Source organism: Aliivibrio kagoshimensis (genome assembly GCF_050337105.1).
In the GTDB taxonomy this organism is placed as follows: Bacteria; Pseudomonadota; Gammaproteobacteria; order Enterobacterales; family Vibrionaceae; genus Aliivibrio_A; species Aliivibrio_A kagoshimensis.
Window position 1 is genome coordinate 1 of record NZ_JAKJSQ010000003.1, and the last position, 17,786, is coordinate 17,786.

The 17,786-nt window shown below is 40.4% G+C and carries 21 protein-coding genes and 1 pseudogene; 12 read left to right on the top strand and 10 right to left on the bottom strand.

Going from position 1 to position 17,786, the window contains the following annotated elements; translation table 11 throughout:
• Positions 1–170: 170 nt before the first annotated feature.
• Together L4C32_RS00885 and L4C32_RS00890 are read right to left on the bottom strand one after the other, a co-directional pair.
• Positions 171–531, bottom strand: a pseudogene (locus L4C32_RS00885) (NUDIX hydrolase).
• 202 nt (positions 532–733) lie between these two features.
• Positions 734–1,528, bottom strand: coding sequence for a hypothetical protein (locus L4C32_RS00890; RefSeq protein WP_428194963.1), 795 nt, complete (start codon positions 1,526–1,528; stop codon positions 734–736).
• A 504-nt stretch (positions 1,529–2,032) separates the two neighbouring features.
• Between L4C32_RS00890 and L4C32_RS00895 the strand changes: the two genes are divergently transcribed.
• Both L4C32_RS00895 and L4C32_RS00900 read left to right on the top strand, forming a co-directional pair.
• Complete coding sequence (locus L4C32_RS00895; protein ID WP_428194964.1) at positions 2,033–2,386, top strand: helix-turn-helix domain-containing protein; 354 nt, start codon at positions 2,033–2,035, stop codon at positions 2,384–2,386.
• A complete protein-coding gene (locus L4C32_RS00900) occupies positions 2,380–3,702 on the top strand; it encodes a type II toxin-antitoxin system HipA family toxin (RefSeq protein WP_428194965.1) in 1,323 nt (440 codons plus the stop codon). Before L4C32_RS00895 ends, L4C32_RS00900 begins: the two co-directional genes overlap by 7 nt.
• 48 nt (positions 3,703–3,750) lie before the next feature.
• On the opposite strand, the gene L4C32_RS00905 is transcribed toward L4C32_RS00900, so the two are convergent.
• Entirely contained in the window at positions 3,751–4,251 is a 501-nt protein-coding gene (locus L4C32_RS00905) for a hypothetical protein (RefSeq protein WP_428194966.1), read from the bottom strand.
• A 253-nt stretch (positions 4,252–4,504) separates the two neighbouring features.
• Between L4C32_RS00905 and L4C32_RS00910 the strand changes: the two genes are divergently transcribed.
• Both L4C32_RS00910 and L4C32_RS00915 read left to right on the top strand, forming a co-directional pair.
• The gene (locus L4C32_RS00910) at positions 4,505–5,692 is read left to right on the top strand and encodes an alpha/beta hydrolase (protein WP_428194967.1); all 1,188 of its coding nucleotides are present in this window, start codon (positions 4,505–4,507) and stop codon (positions 5,690–5,692) included.
• A gap of 221 nt (positions 5,693–5,913) precedes the next feature.
• Positions 5,914–6,399, top strand: a complete 486-nt coding sequence (locus L4C32_RS00915; RefSeq protein WP_428194968.1) for a VOC family protein — start codon at positions 5,914–5,916, stop codon at positions 6,397–6,399.
• Between the two features lie 112 nt (positions 6,400–6,511).
• Here L4C32_RS00915 and L4C32_RS00920 read toward each other — a convergent pair whose 3' ends face one another.
• A complete protein-coding gene (locus tag L4C32_RS00920) occupies positions 6,512–7,498 on the bottom strand; it encodes a Solitary outer membrane autotransporter beta-barrel domain (RefSeq protein WP_428194969.1) in 987 nt (328 codons plus the stop codon).
• Positions 7,499–7,604: 106 nt separating this feature from the next.
• Positions 7,605–8,081 carry a PaaI family thioesterase gene (locus tag L4C32_RS00925; protein ID WP_428194970.1) on the bottom strand — a complete coding sequence of 159 codons (477 nt, stop codon included), beginning with the start codon at positions 8,079–8,081 and terminating at the stop codon, positions 7,605–7,607.
• A 294-nt stretch (positions 8,082–8,375) separates the two neighbouring features.
• Between L4C32_RS00925 and L4C32_RS00930 the strand changes: the two genes are divergently transcribed.
• The 5 genes from L4C32_RS00930 to L4C32_RS00950 all read left to right on the top strand — a co-directional run bounded on the left by L4C32_RS00930 (position 8,376) and on the right by L4C32_RS00950 (position 12,120).
• A complete protein-coding gene (locus L4C32_RS00930; RefSeq protein WP_428194971.1) occupies positions 8,376–9,341 on the top strand; it encodes a hypothetical protein in 966 nt (321 codons plus the stop codon).
• Between the two features lie 143 nt (positions 9,342–9,484).
• Complete coding sequence (locus tag L4C32_RS00935; RefSeq protein WP_428194972.1) at positions 9,485–10,684, top strand: glycosyltransferase family 4 protein; 1,200 nt, start codon at positions 9,485–9,487, stop codon at positions 10,682–10,684.
• 54 nt (positions 10,685–10,738) lie between these two features.
• Complete coding sequence (locus tag L4C32_RS00940) at positions 10,739–11,212, top strand: peroxiredoxin (RefSeq protein WP_428194973.1); 474 nt, start codon at positions 10,739–10,741, stop codon at positions 11,210–11,212.
• A gap of 125 nt (positions 11,213–11,337) precedes the next feature.
• Positions 11,338–11,886, top strand: coding sequence for a DUF2975 domain-containing protein (locus tag L4C32_RS00945; protein ID WP_428194974.1), 549 nt, complete (start codon positions 11,338–11,340; stop codon positions 11,884–11,886).
• Positions 11,887–11,895: 9 nt separating this feature from the next.
• Positions 11,896–12,120 carry a helix-turn-helix domain-containing protein gene (locus L4C32_RS00950; RefSeq protein WP_428194975.1) on the top strand — a complete coding sequence of 75 codons (225 nt, stop codon included), beginning with the start codon at positions 11,896–11,898 and terminating at the stop codon, positions 12,118–12,120.
• A gap of 32 nt (positions 12,121–12,152) precedes the next feature.
• Here L4C32_RS00950 and L4C32_RS00955 read toward each other — a convergent pair whose 3' ends face one another.
• The 4 genes from L4C32_RS00955 to L4C32_RS00970 form a co-directional block, all read right to left on the bottom strand.
• Positions 12,153–12,797: a Vat family streptogramin A O-acetyltransferase gene (locus tag L4C32_RS00955; RefSeq protein ID WP_428194976.1), complete on the bottom strand. Its 645-nt coding sequence runs from the start codon at positions 12,795–12,797 to the stop codon at positions 12,153–12,155.
• A gap of 14 nt (positions 12,798–12,811) precedes the next feature.
• Positions 12,812–13,414 (bottom strand): histidine phosphatase family protein, encoded by a 603-nt coding sequence (locus L4C32_RS00960; protein ID WP_428194977.1) that lies wholly within the window; start codon positions 13,412–13,414, stop codon positions 12,812–12,814.
• Positions 13,415–13,456: 42 nt separating this feature from the next.
• Positions 13,457–13,999, bottom strand: coding sequence for a DUF924 family protein (locus tag L4C32_RS00965; protein ID WP_428194978.1), 543 nt, complete (start codon positions 13,997–13,999; stop codon positions 13,457–13,459).
• Between the two features lie 98 nt (positions 14,000–14,097).
• Positions 14,098–14,433: a zinc ribbon domain-containing protein YjdM gene (locus L4C32_RS00970; protein WP_428194979.1), complete on the bottom strand. Its 336-nt coding sequence runs from the start codon at positions 14,431–14,433 to the stop codon at positions 14,098–14,100.
• A 216-nt stretch (positions 14,434–14,649) separates the two neighbouring features.
• Here L4C32_RS00970 and yghU point away from each other — a divergent pair, with 216 nt between their 5' ends.
• Positions 14,650–15,510 (top strand): glutathione-dependent disulfide-bond oxidoreductase, encoded by an 861-nt coding sequence (gene yghU / locus L4C32_RS00975; RefSeq protein ID WP_428194980.1) that lies wholly within the window; start codon positions 14,650–14,652, stop codon positions 15,508–15,510.
• Between the two features lie 71 nt (positions 15,511–15,581).
• Here the strand turns inward: yghU and L4C32_RS00980 are convergent, their stop codons facing one another.
• On the bottom strand, positions 15,582–16,019 hold the full coding sequence (locus tag L4C32_RS00980; RefSeq protein ID WP_428194981.1) for a hypothetical protein: 438 nt from the start codon (positions 16,017–16,019) through the stop codon (positions 15,582–15,584).
• A 239-nt stretch (positions 16,020–16,258) separates the two neighbouring features.
• Between L4C32_RS00980 and rlmF the strand changes: the two genes are divergently transcribed.
• Positions 16,259–17,233, top strand: coding sequence for a 23S rRNA (adenine(1618)-N(6))-methyltransferase RlmF (gene rlmF / locus L4C32_RS00985; protein WP_428194982.1), 975 nt, complete (start codon positions 16,259–16,261; stop codon positions 17,231–17,233).
• Positions 17,234–17,276: 43 nt separating this feature from the next.
• A complete protein-coding gene (locus tag L4C32_RS00990; protein WP_428194983.1) occupies positions 17,277–17,762 on the top strand; it encodes a hypothetical protein in 486 nt (161 codons plus the stop codon).
• Positions 17,763–17,786: the final 24 nt, after the last annotated feature.

Genomic DNA, 17,786 nt, shown 5'->3' on the forward strand with positions numbered 1-17,786 from the left:
TCATGTATAAACCGTTGTCTTGTATTTTGGTTAATTATTTTAATTTAGTTTTATGACGTTTTTATTGGCGAGAGTATAAAGAATAAAACAGATCCCTTATTGAAGGAGTCTCTGCTGCCAAATGTGGATGATTGGTTGCTCGAACTCGAAAAGGGGTAGATTCGTTTTTTTTAGGTGTTCATGTGATGAAATTTAAGACGCTCGCATAACTCCCATAAAGCCATTCGATTTGAATCATACTTGAGAAGTTTGCTAGCTTCAGATGCCTTACACCAGAGAAACTCTGTATGTTCGGAAGATAACTGTGGTTTACCCGAAACCTGCACAGAGAATGAGTATTCTGGTATCACATAAAGGTGGTCGCTCCATTTATCATAACCAGAATAAAAAACTCTAGGTAGCATACACATAGAATCTAATTGAACCCAATCAATACCGGTTAACGTTGTCTGTTCGGCAAGCAATCAAGAAGATGGGTTCTGCTTTTTCAAATTTGTATGGGAATATTAGTACCTGAAATGGTGCTCTCATAGCGTTAGTTCCAGTATTGTCACACATATATAGATACTACAATCATTAAGAAAAGTTAGGTAATTCTCAGATTAAATTGTACTCGGTTATATTGCGCAAACTCACAAAGAGGCGGAAGTAATTTAGCTTACCTACCCCGTTCATCTCAACTGATAGAGCCAAAAGCGACTAACCTTATTATCCACCGACATTAGGCGTCTTTTTAGTCATCTTTAACCGACGTTAAAGTAATATTCTCTGAGTAACGATAATTACCATCCGGCCATATATGAATCGGATAATGATAGCGATTGGACTCCATTAATAAGGCTAAATCAGGCAATGAGGATTTTAACTCTTCGCGATTTTTTACTCGCATTTCATCACTTTCCAAATCTGCACCTGAACCTAGATAAGCAGCTGTTGCTAAGTAAAAGAACTCTATTGTTTTACAGGCATCATCACAGGTTGTGTCATCATAGCTGTACAGTCCCTTTTTTTCTGCAATTAGCCACTGTTGATAAAGCTCGCTTTGTTTGGCTTTTTTATCACTAAAAACAGAAGGTAAGTAAGGTTGCCATCCAGCATTCACTATCAGATGATGTATTTCCTCTTGCGACGCGTCTCGCCCCAAAACGGGTGTCGTTTCGTCAGCCGATAAATCTTGTCCAATCATAGGATCAAGATAAGGTTCAAAGGTCTCAAATGCTTTATCGTTAAAGCCTGATTTACTCATTAACAAAGTGGCATGGTTGCTTCGCAACGGTGCGATAAGACTGGGTTCATCAATCTGTCCATTTTGATCATTGTCCAACCATTGTGCTGCCACATTTGCAGCATGCTTGAGTTTATCTTTGGGTACCAATGAGGTCGCACAAATCGTCACGATATCAAAAACTCGAGCTTTTTGAGTAAAGAAATTTCCCGGACATCCCTCTACAGGTGGATCTACTGGAGAAAACTCACCTGCTGTAGATAATACACTTACAAAGAACAACAAACCTATACGATATTTCATTTCTTAACCTAACGTTTGTGTATTTTTAACAGATATTCTAACCCAGGTGAAGAATACTTTTTGTATCAACAGATCATTAATTGTCAGCGATAACAATAATTTTACCGCTTCAAGCTGGGTTTGTTGCAGAGTTAAGTTTTGAAGTGAGATTTGTGATTTGTCAGGACAGACACTTAATACTCATTAGCATTGAGCTTTATTTCTTTACAAAAAAAATAACGATCCAAACGAAGGGGTTACGTGACGTGTTAAACCAACTTTCTTCATATATATACACAGCAATCGTGACAATGATGTAGCAAAAAATAAATAGCACAAGACACTTCAACTTCTTTGCAATTCATAATGCCTTATTTTTAAGTCATTAATAGTGATAAATAAGTATAAAGATTGCCTTTTAAGTCATAATGATGATTCTTTGGACCGATAAGGCTGCTTGTAAAGCCTTAAATTTAAGTCATAATAAACATATGTTCAGATAAAGATTCAAATTTAGGTCATAGTATGAAAAATGATGTTTACGCCACTTCTGATGAAACGCTTTCAATAGAAGTAGGACGTAGAATTGAGAGAAGAAGATTAGATAACCGTATACCGCTCACTCAATCTGCGTTGGCACAAAAAGCGGGAATCAGTCGCTCTACATATCAAAATATGATTGACGGTAAAGCAACATTAATCAATATCATAAAAGTGTTAAGAGTATTAGAAGCGTTAGATGGAGTGGACGCTTTCTTACCAGATTTAGATATCAGCCCTGTCCAGTTGTTACAAATGAAAGGAAAGTTGCGTCAGAGGGTCAAGGCTGTAACTCCTAAAAAGAATATAGAGGATGATAAGGAGAATCTGGATTGGTAACTGAAAAATACAATACAGCTAAAGTATCCATTTTTGATCAGGATGTCGGCGCATTAGCGGAAAACTCCACCACTGGAGTGGTGAGTTTTGAATATTTTCCAGCGTGGTTAAGAAATGGCTTTGCAATTTCACAACAGCTTCCATTACAAAGTGGTATTTTTAGCTTCCCTAACTTGGGTTTCCCTACCTATAAAGGGCTTCCTGCCGCATTTGCAGATACTTTACCTGATGATTTTGGTAATGCAGTAATAAATGCTTGGCTTGCTCGGCAAGGGCGTAGTTCGCCATCCTTTAGTGCCTTAGAGAGACTGCTTTATACAGGTTCTCGTGGTATGGGGGCATTAGAGTATACCCCAGCACTTACAACAAATATAAAAAATAGTAGCGATCTCATTGTAATGGATTCTCTGGTTTCAATGGCACAATCCGTACTCGATCAGAGAAACAATATCCATGAAGATATCACTGATTCGGATGGGACTGAACAAGCTTTAAGTAGTATCGTACAAGTTGGTACATCGGCGGGTGGTGCACGTGCCAAGGCCGTTATTTCGGTAAACAGAGAGCGGACGCAGATTCGTTCAGGTCAAGTGGATTGCCCAAAAGATTTCGAACACTTTCTTATTAAATTTGATGGTGTTGTAGAGCGCTCTTCTATCAGTGAGGTTTTCGGTGATCCAAAAGGGTTTGGATTGATGGAGTACGCCTACTATTTAATGGCACAAGAAGCAGGCATAACGATCTCACACTGTGAGCTCTTAAGAGAGAATGGACGAGCCCATTTTATGACGAAGCGATTTGATCGTAACAGGAATAAGAAGGTGCATTACCAATCCTTGTGCGCGATGGATCATGCTGATTTTAAAAAACCGGGTTCATACAGTTATGAAGAGTTATTCAGCCTAATACGAGCGATGCGTTTAGATCGAATGGCCGCTTTGGAGATTTTTAGACGCATGGCTTTTAACGTGATCGCTCGTAACCATGATGACCACAGCAAAAACTGGGGTTTTATCCTAAATGAGCAGAGGAGATGGGAATTAGCACCAGCATTTGACTTAGCTTACAGCTATAAACCTGGCTCTCCTTGGGTGGACAGCCATCAATTGTCGATAAATGGGAAACGGAATAACTTTGTGAGAGAAGACTTATTAGGCGCGGTTCCCCAATCCTTAAGAAAGGATGCCGTTAAAATTTTGAATGAAGTGAGTGCAGCAGTAAGGCAGTGGAGGAAGATTGCTACTCATGAGGGTGTTGAAGCGTCATTCATCGACGAAATTGAAATGAATCATCGACTCTACATTACCAACGAGTAATTTGAATCTCTATCAGGACAGACACTTAATACTTATTAGCATTTAACTTTATTTCTTTACAAAATAAATAATGATCCAAATGATTTTCACCAATAAATAGACGAGTAACGTCATTTGAATGGCGCTATAGCCAAATAGGCCATTATAAGAAGCCAGATCAGTGATGACGGTATCTATATGTTCAAGCTGCAAATTGACGCTCTCAGGATCGGGTAGTAATGTATCTTGCACCGCTTTTCCTGCCCTTTCTATGCTCTCTTTGTCCCCCTTACTTATTGAGTATCCGAGTTCAGCAATCTTTTGAGTAATGTTTGAAAATGTTTCTATAAGCCAATGAAGGAGTAGGGTTAATCCTAAGCCGGTGACGTCTTTTATGATCCAAACGAAAGGGTTACGTGACGTGTTAAACCAGCTCTCTTCATATACATACACGGCAATCGTGACAATGATGTAGCAGAATACAAATAGGCAAAAATACAGGTAGGACTCTGTTTTTAGCAATACGAACGTTGCTAGCGCTAGGTTAGCGAATATGTCAATCCACAACATAGTAATTTCTCTCAATATTTTTTTATTGGTTTTGACTTAATGTTAACAGGTAAAATCATATCAACAATCCATTTTTCAATAAAAATACAATTAAGACAGCCACTTAAGTTTTGTTGATTGGTAATTTAAATTGGGACAGACACTTGAATTTCATTTTTATTTGTTCTTCAGAAGGTTCAATGACATTTTTTCGACATCGGTGAGAATACTCTACACGTATTGAATTTATCCATTTACATAAGAAGAGAATTAAATGAATAAGAAATTGATCACCCTAAGCGTATTACTTGGCCTAACTGCATTTGGCGCAACGGCAAACAATCTCGATACACATGAAAAATTCCGTGGTGAACAAGCGCTAGAGGCCGATCAGTCTCAGTGGTTCCGTGAGCTAAGAATGGAAGATTGGAAAAATATTGTTCCAGAGCAAGAGATTCGAACAATCCTAGAAAAAGTTGACTCAGGTGAACCGCTGCGCGACTTCATCAACACCAATGATGCAGGTCACTGGACATACGAGTTCACCCAAGCTGCAGATGTTTTTGCAAAATCAGCAAGCGACTATGACTCATATCGCAAGGCGTCCATGATGTACTTGATTGCGTCATACCCGAACCACCTGACTGAGCACGAAAACAGAGCAATTGAGCGCTCTTTAGAGATGTACCTTAAAGCTGAGTCATTGAGTAAAACTATTGATGTAGAGCGAGTAGAAATGCCGCTTCCAGATGGTGGTACTATCACTGGCCTATTACACACTCCAAAGGATGAGACAAAACCGGGTGTTATTCTTTACACTGGCGGCGTCGATAAAATTTTGACCGAGCACCGTGAAGCGATTGAGGGGTTAATTAAAGAGGGCTTTGCTGTTCTTACGTTTGATATTCCTGGTGGCGGCCTGAACAACAACATCATTATTGAACTTGGCAAAGAAGATCAGGCACACCAAGCCGCATTGGCTTATGTGAAATCAAATACGAAATTAGACAGCAGCAATGTTGGCGCATTGAGTTCATCGGGCGGTGGTGTACCACTGATGACATTCGTCCTGAACACGCCAGAGCTAAAAGCTGGTGTTGCACGCTGTGCCGTGGTGACTGATGTATTGACTGATACACAAGTATTCCACCATGCTCCGCTGATGTCATCAATGTCTTACGGCTACCGTATTGGTGTAAAAGATGTAAGTGATTTGAACTCTTACGGTGAGTGGACGATTCCGCTAGCGCTGAAGACGAAAGGATTTAAAGCTAACGAAACGGATGTTCCTGTACTGGCAATTAACACTAAAGATGACATGGTAAACCCACCAGAAGAGATGGTATATACCGCAGGTCTTTCAACAAAAGGTGAAGTGGCATACTACGGTAATTCAGGTCACTGTCCGGATGGACCAGAAGCAGAACAGGCCATCATTAGTTTCTTCGACAAATACATGTAATCGACTGAGATACATAATCCACACTTTACCAAGCCCAAAGACGCTGTTCTTTGGGTTTTTTTATAAAAGGACAGACACTGAAGGAGCCATCTCTTATCTCATTAATAWCACAAAATTATTATTTTGATAATTTATGATAATTTTTAGAAATGATAACTCTTCCCTATACTCTCTTTATCGAAACAAAACACAAAACGAATTCTTAGAGATTGGAGCAGATTATGAAAATGAATCACGTAGGCATCATGGTTGGCGATATGGACAAAGCGGTTGAGTTTTACACCAAAGCGCTGGGCCTAAAAATTGTGATGAACAATACTAAAGTTATCGAAGAGCGAGAATCTGCTATTGGTCGTATGTGTATCGCTGTATTTGGTGAAGGTTTTAAAGGCTTTAACATTGCACACCTAGTTACCTCTGACGGCATCGGCGTTGAAATGTTTGAGATGAAAGAGCGTCAAGAGCGCCATGAAGTGGATTTTTCTCGCTTAGGTATCTTTCACTTCTGTTTACAAACTGACGACTTTACTGGCGTGATTGAGCGTACTGAACAGTATGGCGGTAAAGTTCGCATGGACATTATGCGCTACCATCCAGAAGACGACAGCAAGCAAGCGAAAATGGTTTATTTAGAAGACCCGTTTGGTAACTTGTTTGAGCTTTACTCGCACACGTATGAAGAGACTTACGCTTCAGATTACGAGTAATTTATCGAGTCAAATGATTGATGAAAAAGGATTGGCCTATAGCCAATCCTTTTTTTTTGGAATTTTTCGGTGAATCGCTATGGCAGGATAGACACTTTATTTTCTGCGACAATTACATTTCGTTATAGAACAGAACGATACTGCCGCCACGAAGTGCACTGCCATAATTAAAATTAAATCCGATCCCTACATTATCTAAAAAAGGGAGTTTGTTTGTGGTATTGAGTAACCAACCAATACTGGCTTCTAAATAGTGGTGGGTACCAAAACTTGAGGTTATATCACCACCCACATCCACGCGCTTACCACGTAGGAATAGTGATTGAGCAAACGCATTTTCTCCCGTTAGCTGATAAGTCATTTGTAGCATATTAATCAGACGCCAGCCTTCAGGGTTTGCTTCTTTACTTACCTCAGAAGAGCCTCCGAAGCCTTGGCCATAAAAATAGTAGTAGTGATTATCAAATCGCCACTCTCCCCAATCTGTAGGTTCTCGGTAGATGAATTTTATCGTCGGCTCTATGAGGTAAGTGTTGGTAGAGGTATTTAAAAATGTCCCATCTAAACGCGGTTTCAGCTCTTCACTGATTTGATTTCGATAGGAGTAGGTATTGGCGTAATACATGAGGTGATTCCCCACGCCGTAACCGAATGACCACCCTTTAGAGAGGCGGTGTTCTTGAGCGTATTCGAAATAGGCTGCAACCACCTCATCTTTATTTTGATCTGGGGTTAATCCTTGAGCCTCAAAAAATTCCGTCGTTTGATCAACACGCAAATAGGCGATTCGACCAGTAATGCTTTGGCTCCAGTCATCGTTATCGTCTGGGAACTCGTAGGTGTAAGGGAAGGAGTATACCGTGATTTTTTTGCGTAGTTCAACGGAGTCGGGATGCTCAATGTCACCATCACCGGGCAGTGAGACGAACTCACTAGGATCAAAGTCAGTAATACCAAAAGTGATGGCACTGCTATCCGTTAATACAACCGTGGCAGCGAAAATTTTCTCAAATCGGTTGATCGCCGAAAAGTTCTGCTCAGAGTAGGCAGAACTGGCAAGCAACATAAGCAACAATGAGAGAGAAGATCGCCGAAACATGACAATATCCATATAATAAGATCATAATGAAATTATCATGAAAACTGTAGGTTGAATAGTCATCGTTAACGCTATTGAGCCATTTTCTCAGGCCTAAATATGATGATTAATCAATAACCTTGATAGATAACGTTAAGGTAAAGAGTGCGACAGGTTCATCACCGCTGATAGAGGGGCAGGTAGCTACGATCTGTACTGGCTTATTAATTCGTTCTTTACTGTGAAAGGTTTCAGCCAGCATCTGGTCAATCACGGCCCCTTCACTGCAGGTAAATACGACATCTGCCTCAGGGCGTTTAAGAAACTTAGCATCAAAATCTTTAAACGCTAATGAAATTTTTCGACCACAGTTATTGGCTTTATGAAAGGCTAAAAACCCTCCCGCGACATCCGCACCAACGGCTAACACGCCAAAATACATGCTATTAAGGTGGTTTTTATTCCGGCGTAATAACGGAATTCTAACCGCTAAAGTCTGTTCGTCCATGGCGATGATTTTCGGTCTGCACCAAAAGATCAGGGGGACTTTGAAAAAGCCAAAAACTTTAAGCATGAGATTAGATTTAAACAGTGAGTGGCTCATTGTGATTCCTATTAGCGTTGCCGAGTCACTCTACGTTACAGAAAATGTTAAATGATTTAACATTTATGGGTCAAAAAAGAGATCTCGATCGTACTGGTCTGATCAGTTTTCTCGTTAGTGTTATAAGAAAAATGCCGATTTATATATTTATAAATAACACTACTCTGGGAATTGTATTTCCTTTAAATGTTCGCGTTATTATTGAGACAAATTGAAAACAATTATTGAATTAAGTTAAAGATAAGTTAATGTATTGGTTATATTATTGTTGGATGAATTATCAACGGAGCTATGATGAATACGCCAGTTTTTATAAATAACAATATTAAGACGACTATCAATAATTCAAATAAAGATGGGAATCAGGACACAACCTTCACTGATAAAGATAGATTACTAAAGCGGCTTGGGAATGCGAATTGGCGAGCATTTCAGGCATTAAATATGCAATATGAAAATACGCTAAGTCTCGACGATCTTTATAAGGCGGCACATGAATGGAAGAAGGCCATTTCAGGTATTGAATATCCCTGGTTAGTATGGAGTGTCGATGAAGACTGGGCATACGTACAACAGAAGATGGTGATTGAAGCTGGCTGGACACCGGTTGTTGGTTATGATCCTCGAAGTGGGGCGCCAACAAAGCTTGTTGAAGGCGCTGTTTTAGTCGACTTTAATCAAGGGTTAAACTTACCAATTTTTTACATGCACTTACCGTTAGACTTTATTTTTTTATTTGCGGAGCGGTTAGCATTTTTTCATTCCGATCTTTTGATTAGCCCCCCAAAAATGGCTCACCTTTCTGATATATTCAAATCTCTGCCTGATGGTGAAATCGCCATGACGAACCTGACTAAAATAAAATATAAATGGCTACAACGATTTTTTCCTAAACCAACAAAACTCTTTGAGTTAGCAGGTTGTATTACTAATAAGGCCAGTAAAGATATATTTAATCATGGTTGTAGCATGTGGCAAGGTTGGGCCTTTCACCCTAACTGCCCGAATGAAATTGAATTTAAAACTCGTCTAGAAAAACATTGGGATCATGGCGCCGGTTTGCTCTATTGGCAACAAAAATATGGGGGTAAGGTCACCATAATTGAAGAAACTTTTCTTGATGAAGGACACTTTAGCAGAACAAGTAAAAGTGACTTCAAGGTTCTATCAGATAATAATGAAAACCGTGATACTGGTATGGACCTTAGAGGGAATTTTAATGTCTATGAGCTAGCAAAAACGTTTGGTATAAAAGTGTAAGTATTACGGTAATGGTGAACCTACTGTTATTCGTGGTAATTTTGGCTGTTGAGTAAAATGTTGCAATATTCAAAGGCTTCACGGAAGGGAAGTGATATATAGCAGAGGTACTGCTGGGTAGTGTATAAATCAGTAGGGAAGGTATGAAGGTATTACATGTAATAGCCCAAAAACCCCAAGATACAGGCAGTGGGGTATATGTAAAAAATCTGATTAAACAGCTCGGTGACTGCGAGCAAGCTCTTATCGCGGGTATAGACAGAGACGATGACATTCAGGTTGAGGTGCCGTTTTATCCAGTGGTATTTCGGCAAGGGGCATTGGATTTCCCGGTTGCGGGAATGAGTGACAGAATGCCCTATGACAGCACGATCTATCGTGAGTTAAGAGGGGATAAATTACAGCGGTGGAAATCGGCTTTTAGAGAGCGCTTAATCGAGGTTAATCATGCCTTCTCGCCTGATGTCGTGGTCAGTCATCACCTTTATCTTCTTACTTCGATGGTGAAAGAGGTCTTTACTGACAGTAAAGTGATTGGGGTCTGCCATGCGACAGATATTCGCCAACTTTTGACCCACGATTTAGAGACTGATTACATTAAAAGACAGATAGCGACGCTGGATAGAGTTTGTGCACTTCACGAAAGACAAAAAGATCAAATTGCGGATGTTTTTTCTATCGACCATCGCAAGATTGAAGTAATGGGCCTTGGTTATGATGAAACATTGTTTGGCAATAATGATTCGAAGAGAGCAAGCAAAGAGATTTGGTATGTAGGTAAAGTAGCGTACGCCAAAGGGGTTGATGAACTTCTGGATGCTTATGAAGGTGCGGATATTGATCGTCAGACTATTATCTTGAAGATTGCTGGTGGTATTAGTGGCCGTGAAGGCGAGACCCTTAAAGAAAAAGCGAACCAACTAAACAAGCGTGTCGATCTTCTTGGCAGAACCGAACAGCACCTCCTAGCTGAACAAATGAAGGGAGGCCACATTCTCGTACTTCCCTCGTATTACGAAGGTTTCCCAATGGTGGTTATTGAAGCCCTTGCGTCTGGAATGACCGTTATTGTGAACGATCTTCCTGGGTTACGTGGGGCGCTGGGTGAGGACATTGTTCAAAGTGGGAGGGTTCACTTTGTTTCGATGCCTGAGCTTGAGGGAATTGATAATATTGCGGTAGAACATCGAAAGTACTACATCGATGAGTTACGTAGAAAACTTGAAGAGGTGGTGGCCAGTGAGCAACCTATTCGTACGCTCAATTTAGACCACTTTACTTGGCAGGGGATAGGAAAAAAATATCAGACTCTGCTAGAGATAGCGAAAGAGGGTGGTGGTTAGGCTCAACCTTAACGACTAAACTGTGAACAGATTCATTCAATTAAGGACAATCAGATGATCGAAGTTGGACAAACCTTACCCGTTGCTAATTTGAGTCAGTTAACCGAAGAGGGGTTAATAGACCATCGAATTATGACGTTGTTTTCAGGTAAGAAAGTGGCACTTTTTGCGGTACCTGGCGCGTTCACCCCAACGTGTTCGGCAGCGCATTTACCAGGATATGTCACACTGGCTGATCAGATTAAAGCGAAAGGTATTGATATTATTGCCTGTGTTTCGGTCAATGATGCTTTTGTTATGCACGCTTGGGGCGAGATGCAGAATGCTTCAGAGTTGATGATGCTTGCAGACGGTGATGCCAGCTTTACTAAAGCACTCGGTCTGGACAAAGATACCGAAGGTTTTGGTGGTGTACGTTCACAACGATATTCGATGATTATTGATAATGGGGTCGTTACTGCATTGAATGTTGAAGCACCAAAGGTATTTGAAGTTAGTACGGCTGAGCGTCTGCTAGACAGTTTATAATCGGTACGTTAAGTTGGTGGCTCAGGGATTAAGCAATAATAAATTATCGTTAAACGATAATTTATTATTGCTCTTCGGTTTGTTATGTTCTAGTATGGCCTCATCAAATTTACGAGGTTATTACTATGTCTAAGATTCAAAAACAGAGCCGTCGTGTACGTGTTTTTTTTCAATGTTTATTTGTTCTTACCCCAATTGCTGTGTGTTATTACTGGTTAACTGTCGACACTCAGTATGATTTCTTGACGACATTAGGCATCATCGAGAACACCATTGATGTGAGTGGTTATACTCAATTACCCTTGACAGCTTCTACACGCCTGTTCGCGTCTATCGCAAGCTTATTATTATGCGGTATTATTATGTACGCATTAAAAGTGCTCATTCATCTCTTTAAAAACTACGAACGGAATGAGATCTTCTCTTTAGATAATACATTGAGCTATCAAAAACTGGGTTATAGCCTGTTTTACTGGGTAGCAGCATCTGTCGTATATGGTGCACTCATGTCAGTGATACTGTCATTTAACAATCCACCTGGCGAGAGAGTATTGGCCGTTGGCTTTGAAGGGATGGACGTTTTAAATATTGTATTGGGTTTTATTATTTTGATCATCTCTTGGGTGATGAAAGAAGGATATCTTTTATCTGATGAAAATAGCCACACCATTTAGGGGGTAACCATGTCTATTCGTATAAATGTAGATGTCATGATGGCTAAGCGTAAAATGCGCTTAAAGCAATTGGCACAAGAAGTGGGCATCACCGAAGCAAATTTGTCAGTATTGAAAAATGGCAAAGCCAAAGCGATTAGGTTGTCGACTTTGGATAAGTTGTGTGAAGCATTGGAATGCCAACCGGGAGATATCTTAGAATTTGAGGTCAATATTAAGAGTGATATCGAGTAATGAAATATTGCTCGATATCAGTATGATTATTTTTATTCGGCGCTTTTAAGTGCAATTACATCACAACCCATAATTGCCTCAAGGTTAGCGGTGATCTTTGCCGCTGACCAATCCCACCATGCCAGACGAAGTAATTCCTCAATCACAGACTGCTCAAATCGAGCTTTAATAAGCTCCGCGGGGTTTCCCCCATAAATGGAGTAAGCGGGGATATCTTTTGTTACTACCGATTTACTGGCAATAATGGCTCCATCGCCAATGGTCACGCCTGGCATGATGGTGGCGTCATATCCGATCCAGACATCATTACCGATTTTGGTATCGCCTTTAAAAGGTAACTCGCCCTCTTTAGGTATGCCTTTTTCCCAGCCGTTGCCAAAAATATAAAATGGATAAGATGAAAAACCAGAGGTCTTGTGGTTTGCGCCATTCATAATGAATTTGACATCTTTTGCTATGGCGCAGAACTTGCCAATAATCAATTTGTCACCAATAAACGGAAAGTGATAAAGCACATTATTTTCAAAATTCTCAGGGCCATCGGGATCGTCGTAATAGGTGTAATCACCAACAATGATATGTTCGTTATCAATAAAGTTTTTCAAATAACCCACTTGAGGAAATCCAGTCATTGGTTCTTTATGATCAGGGTTGGGTCCGAACACACTACACTCCATATTAGGCACGTGACTTAGGGGACAGGCGTCTCTATTACGCAGTTAATTCGCTCTACAGACCCTTGTTCAATCTTGAAAAAGGCATCTTGAGGTAAGTCCTGTTCCCAGACTTGGTTATAACTCAAATTGAGTAAGATTCCTCGTAACACAATACCAGTAAGAGCATGGCTAATCACGACAATGTCCTCAGACTCGGGACGTTCCGCAAGCCAAGACAAGAGCCTTGTTTTGACCGATTCATAAGACTCAGCCTGTGGTGCTTTCAAATACCAATCTTTATCATTTAATAAGTTAGGCATTTCTGCGACTAAACTTGGTACGGTTCTTTGTTCCCAAGATCCTAACATAAACTCTTTTAATCTCGAGTCTTCAATGATTTGAGAGCTAGGGTGGCCAATCTCGTCACAAACAATTTGCGCGGTTTGTATTGCTCGACCTAAAGGACTGCTATAAACGCGATACTCTTGATGTCCTAAATACTTGGTTAAGGAAGCTCCAACATTGTGTGCTTGTGCGGTGCCTTTAGTCGTTAGTGGCGAGTTACAGTGACCTTGTAGCTTCTTCTCAGCGTTAAACTGAGTTTCACCATGTCTTAAAACAAATACTCTTCTTGTCACAACTGCCCCTATTTAGTTGATAATGAGTGATAGGTAGTGCTTTTAAAACGAAGAGCCCGGCTGAGTGAGGAACTCAATCTCTTCGGCAGTAGAAGTACGGTTTAGAATTGAATTTCGGTGCGGGTATCGGCTATATTTTACAATGATATCCCGATGTTTTATTTCAAAATCAATGTTAGATTGCACACCGTTCTCTTTAAATAGTTCTAATGCAACATCATGAATCTTCAATGATTCACTGTGCATGAATGGCATATAGAGAAAGCTTCGCTCAACGTCATTGAGATCCTTATGCATGCCCAAAGAGATCGCTTCTTGTGACAGAGTTAATGCGAGTGGGTCTGATGAGAATGCTTGTGGCGTATCTCTAAATATATTTCTTGAGAATTGGTCTAAAACGATGATTTCCGCGAGTCGCCCTTTAGCAGAATGTCGCCAATCAAATAGCTCACACTGATTGGCTTGTTCATGTAACGCTAAGAATTTCTTTGAAATAAGAGCATCAAAACTTGAATCTTTAACCCACCACTGGGACGGAGTGACCTCATTGAACCAAAAATCTAATACCACGTTAAAACTTGTCATGCTCTTATTAACCTTTTGGCTACATTTGGAACACTAATTTACCACGCATTAACTAGGATAGTCGTATTTTAATTCATTGGAGTGTTGTTGTTGACGCTTCAAGCCTTTTTTACAAACTTGGCGGTTATCATCATTTCGCCAACGCCATCCACTTTGCAGTCGAATTGGTGATCTTTTCCGTCAACAATACGTTTTATAACGGCTTTAGTTCCAATTTTGAGTATTTGAGAACTACCTTTCACTTTCAGATCTTTGGCTATGGTGAGTTTATCGCCTTCTGTCAATAAGGTTCCGTTGACGTCTTTTAATGATAACGTTTCATCGGAAAGCACTTCAGCGGGGTTCCATTCATAAGCGCACTCTGGGCAAATGAGATGATTTTGATCTTGGTAAACAAATTCTGATTTACAGTTTGGACAAGGAGGAATAGACATACATTTCCAGTGATAGAGGTGAGATTGTTTAGTTGCGAAAAGCGCGATACATGGTATTTCTAGTTGATTGATATTTTAACATAGCTACACACAGACAATTCAGAATAATGAAACTCTTTTGTTACTCAATTGGTCTACATTCAAAGTTAACCCAATTAATAATCCATTCTACAATAACGGAATTGAACTTCGTACTGCACGATTTTAGGAGAAACGATGAATAACAACGAGTATGTACCACCAACAATTTGGCAAAATGAAGCAAGCAGTGGAAATGCATGGGCAAACATAAATAGCCCTGAAGCGGGTGCGAGGTTTGAACGAGAACTGCCAATCGGTGAGTACTCACTACAGCTTTATTCGATTGGTACACCTAACGGTCAAAAAGTGACTATCATGCTCGAAGAGCTACTGGCCTTAGGAATTAAAGGCGCTGAGTATGATGCTTTTCTTATTAATATTAGTGAAGCTGAACAGTTTTCGACAGGGTTTGTTGAGGTTAATCCAAATTCAAAAATCCCCGCTTTAGTGGATAAATCAGGTGATTCAGATATTAACGTTTTTGAATCCGCGTCGATTATGGTTCACCTTGCTGAGAAGTTTGAGCAATTTCTACCTAAAAACGGCCCTGCTCGTACTCAGACATTTAATTGGTTGTTTTGGGCACAAGGTTCTGCGCCATTTTTAGGTGGTGGTTTTGGTCATTTTTATGCTTATGCTGATGAAAAGCAGGAGTACCCAATAAATCGTTTCGCTATGGAAGTTAAGCGTCAGTTAGATGTGTTGGATAAGCAGTTAGCTAATAACAGCTTTGTCGCAGGGGAAGAGTACACGATAGCGGATATGGCGATTTGGCCGTGGTATGGCAGCCTAGTTTTAGGGCGAGCTTATAATGCTGCAGAGTTCTTGCAGGTGGAGAGATATACTCACGTGGTACGTTGGGCGAAACAGATTGATTCTCGTGAAGCGGTTCAACGTGGGCGTATCGTTAATCGTTCCTTTGGTGAAGAGTGGGAGCAGGTGTTGGAACGTCACTCTGCGCAAGATATCGATAATGTGTTGAAGTTAAAAAGGTAAGCATACAGTCCTTGAATAGTCTCCCCTAGAACGTTGATGATTCTAGGGGGGATTGTCCAATTTTTGGGGCATCAATAAATCTTATTTGCTGCCTCACTCCATCGTTTGCTAATGGAGTGCATAACGATCAGAAAGGGGATCTGTAAGAAGGGTTCAAAACGCAACGTTAATGAGTCTGAGCTGCTATTGTCGATGATGTAAAAGAGACACAAACCTAAGCCAAGGTAGCCATTGACTAAGCCTGTATTGACCGCCCAACTTTTTCCTTTTAGCAACCCATAAGTACAAAAAGCAAAGTAAGAACCAAATCCGATAATAGCAATTAAGTCTGGCGTGAGTTCCAATGATGTGAGTTTAAACCCGAGGAAGTCTATATTGGCTTCGCCACTCATGGTATAGACAGCGACTAAAAAAGAGAAGATAGCGATAGGGGCGAGACCGACAAACAACCAGCCGAAAACTTTAATCCAGAGTGGGACTAGCGATTGTCTGTATTTTTCGACGGACATACAATTCCTCTTGAAAATAACACAAAGATATTCATTTACTTAACCACTGTTTATTGTGTTTTGCCGTGACAGGTGTCTGCTTCGAACAAAATAGAGGGTTATCGTGTTTTGATTGATGGGATTTTACACATAATGAAGGGTTATATGAGCGATTTAATTACGGTGGACCAAGTATACAGGCTGCGTTGCGGTAACAGATTTGCTATAATTTTGGCTTCTTTCGCTAATAGTTCTCTCCTATGTCTAAAAATAGTTCGAAATTGCACCCAAGAAACCGACATCACGGCCAATATGACTTTGATAAATTGACTCAAGCTTGCCCCGATCTAGCGAAATTTGTGGCTGTTAATGATTATGGTAATCCATCAATTAACTTCTCTGATCCCCAAGCCGTTAAAACCCTGAATCGAGCACTGTTAGCACATTTCTATCAAGTTCCACATTGGGATCTTCCCGAGGGCTATTTATGTCCACCGATTCCTGGTCGTGCAGATTATATTCATAATATAGCAGATCTATTGGCTTCTTCATGTGATGACGTGATTCCTACAGGTAAAGGCGTTAGAGGACTTGATATTGGTATCGGTGCCAACTGCGTTTATCCCATTATTGGCCACCGTGATTATGGTTGGAGTTTTGTTGGTTCTGATATCGACCCTGTTGCGATTAAAATGGCCAGCTTTATTGCTAATAATAATCCATCGTTGAAAAAAGCGATCGAGTGTCAATGGCAAAAAAAGCCAGAGCACTTCTTTAAACATATTATTGGCAAAAAAGAGTTTTACGATTTCACTATGTGTAACCCACCCTTTCATAAATCAGAAGAAGAGGCGAACGCAGGTACACAAAGAAAGCTGGATAATCTCGCAGACAATAGAAGCAAACGCGGCAGTAAAAATGCAGCGATGATGCAAAAAGGCCATAAACCAACGCTCAATTTCGGTGGACAAAAAGCGGAGTTGTGGTGTGAAGGTGGTGAAATGAAATTCATCAGTGATATGGCGAAAGAGAGTGTCGATTTTGCAACGCACTGTTTGTGGTTTACCACGCTGATCTCGAAAAAAGAGAATGTGAGTAGCTTTAAAACGTTACTCCACAAATTGGGAGCCGTCACGATCAAAACGTATGAGATGGCACAAGGCCAAAAAATCAGTCGTTTTGTTGCTTGGACTTTCTTAGATGAAGAACAACAGCAACAGTGGTATCAAGAGTAGATGACATGCGTATTGCATCTCTAAATGTTGTATGGAGAGATAAATGAAAAAGCGAGTAAGATCGGATCGCATTGAGCTTTTTGCTGCCATTATCGTGATCGGTATTCTTTGTATTATCGCTATTCCTCGTTTTTTAGTGGTTCACAATGATGCACTTAGCAGCGCTGTACAGCTGCTTAATGCTAACCTTAAAGCCAGTGTCGATCAGGTTTATGCCAAGTCAGTAATCCATGGGTTAGAGAAAAGCGCCAATGTTACGGGTCGAGATCCGATCTTTTTAGAAGGGATTGAGATCACCTACGGAACCCCAACCATAAACGCTGACGGCATTGGTAAAATGCCAATCACCGCAGACAATTTTGAAATGAAAATTTTTGATGGGATGAGTTATTTCATCATTAAAGGTTCAAATGATAAGCTGCATGAAGAGGGGGTACCAAGCCGCTGTTTTGTGAAGTATCAACCAAGACAGAGTGCGGATCTGTCTCGTAGTTACACTCTCACTTATAACGATGATTGCAGTGAGTAAATCATATAAGTAGATCATAGCAAG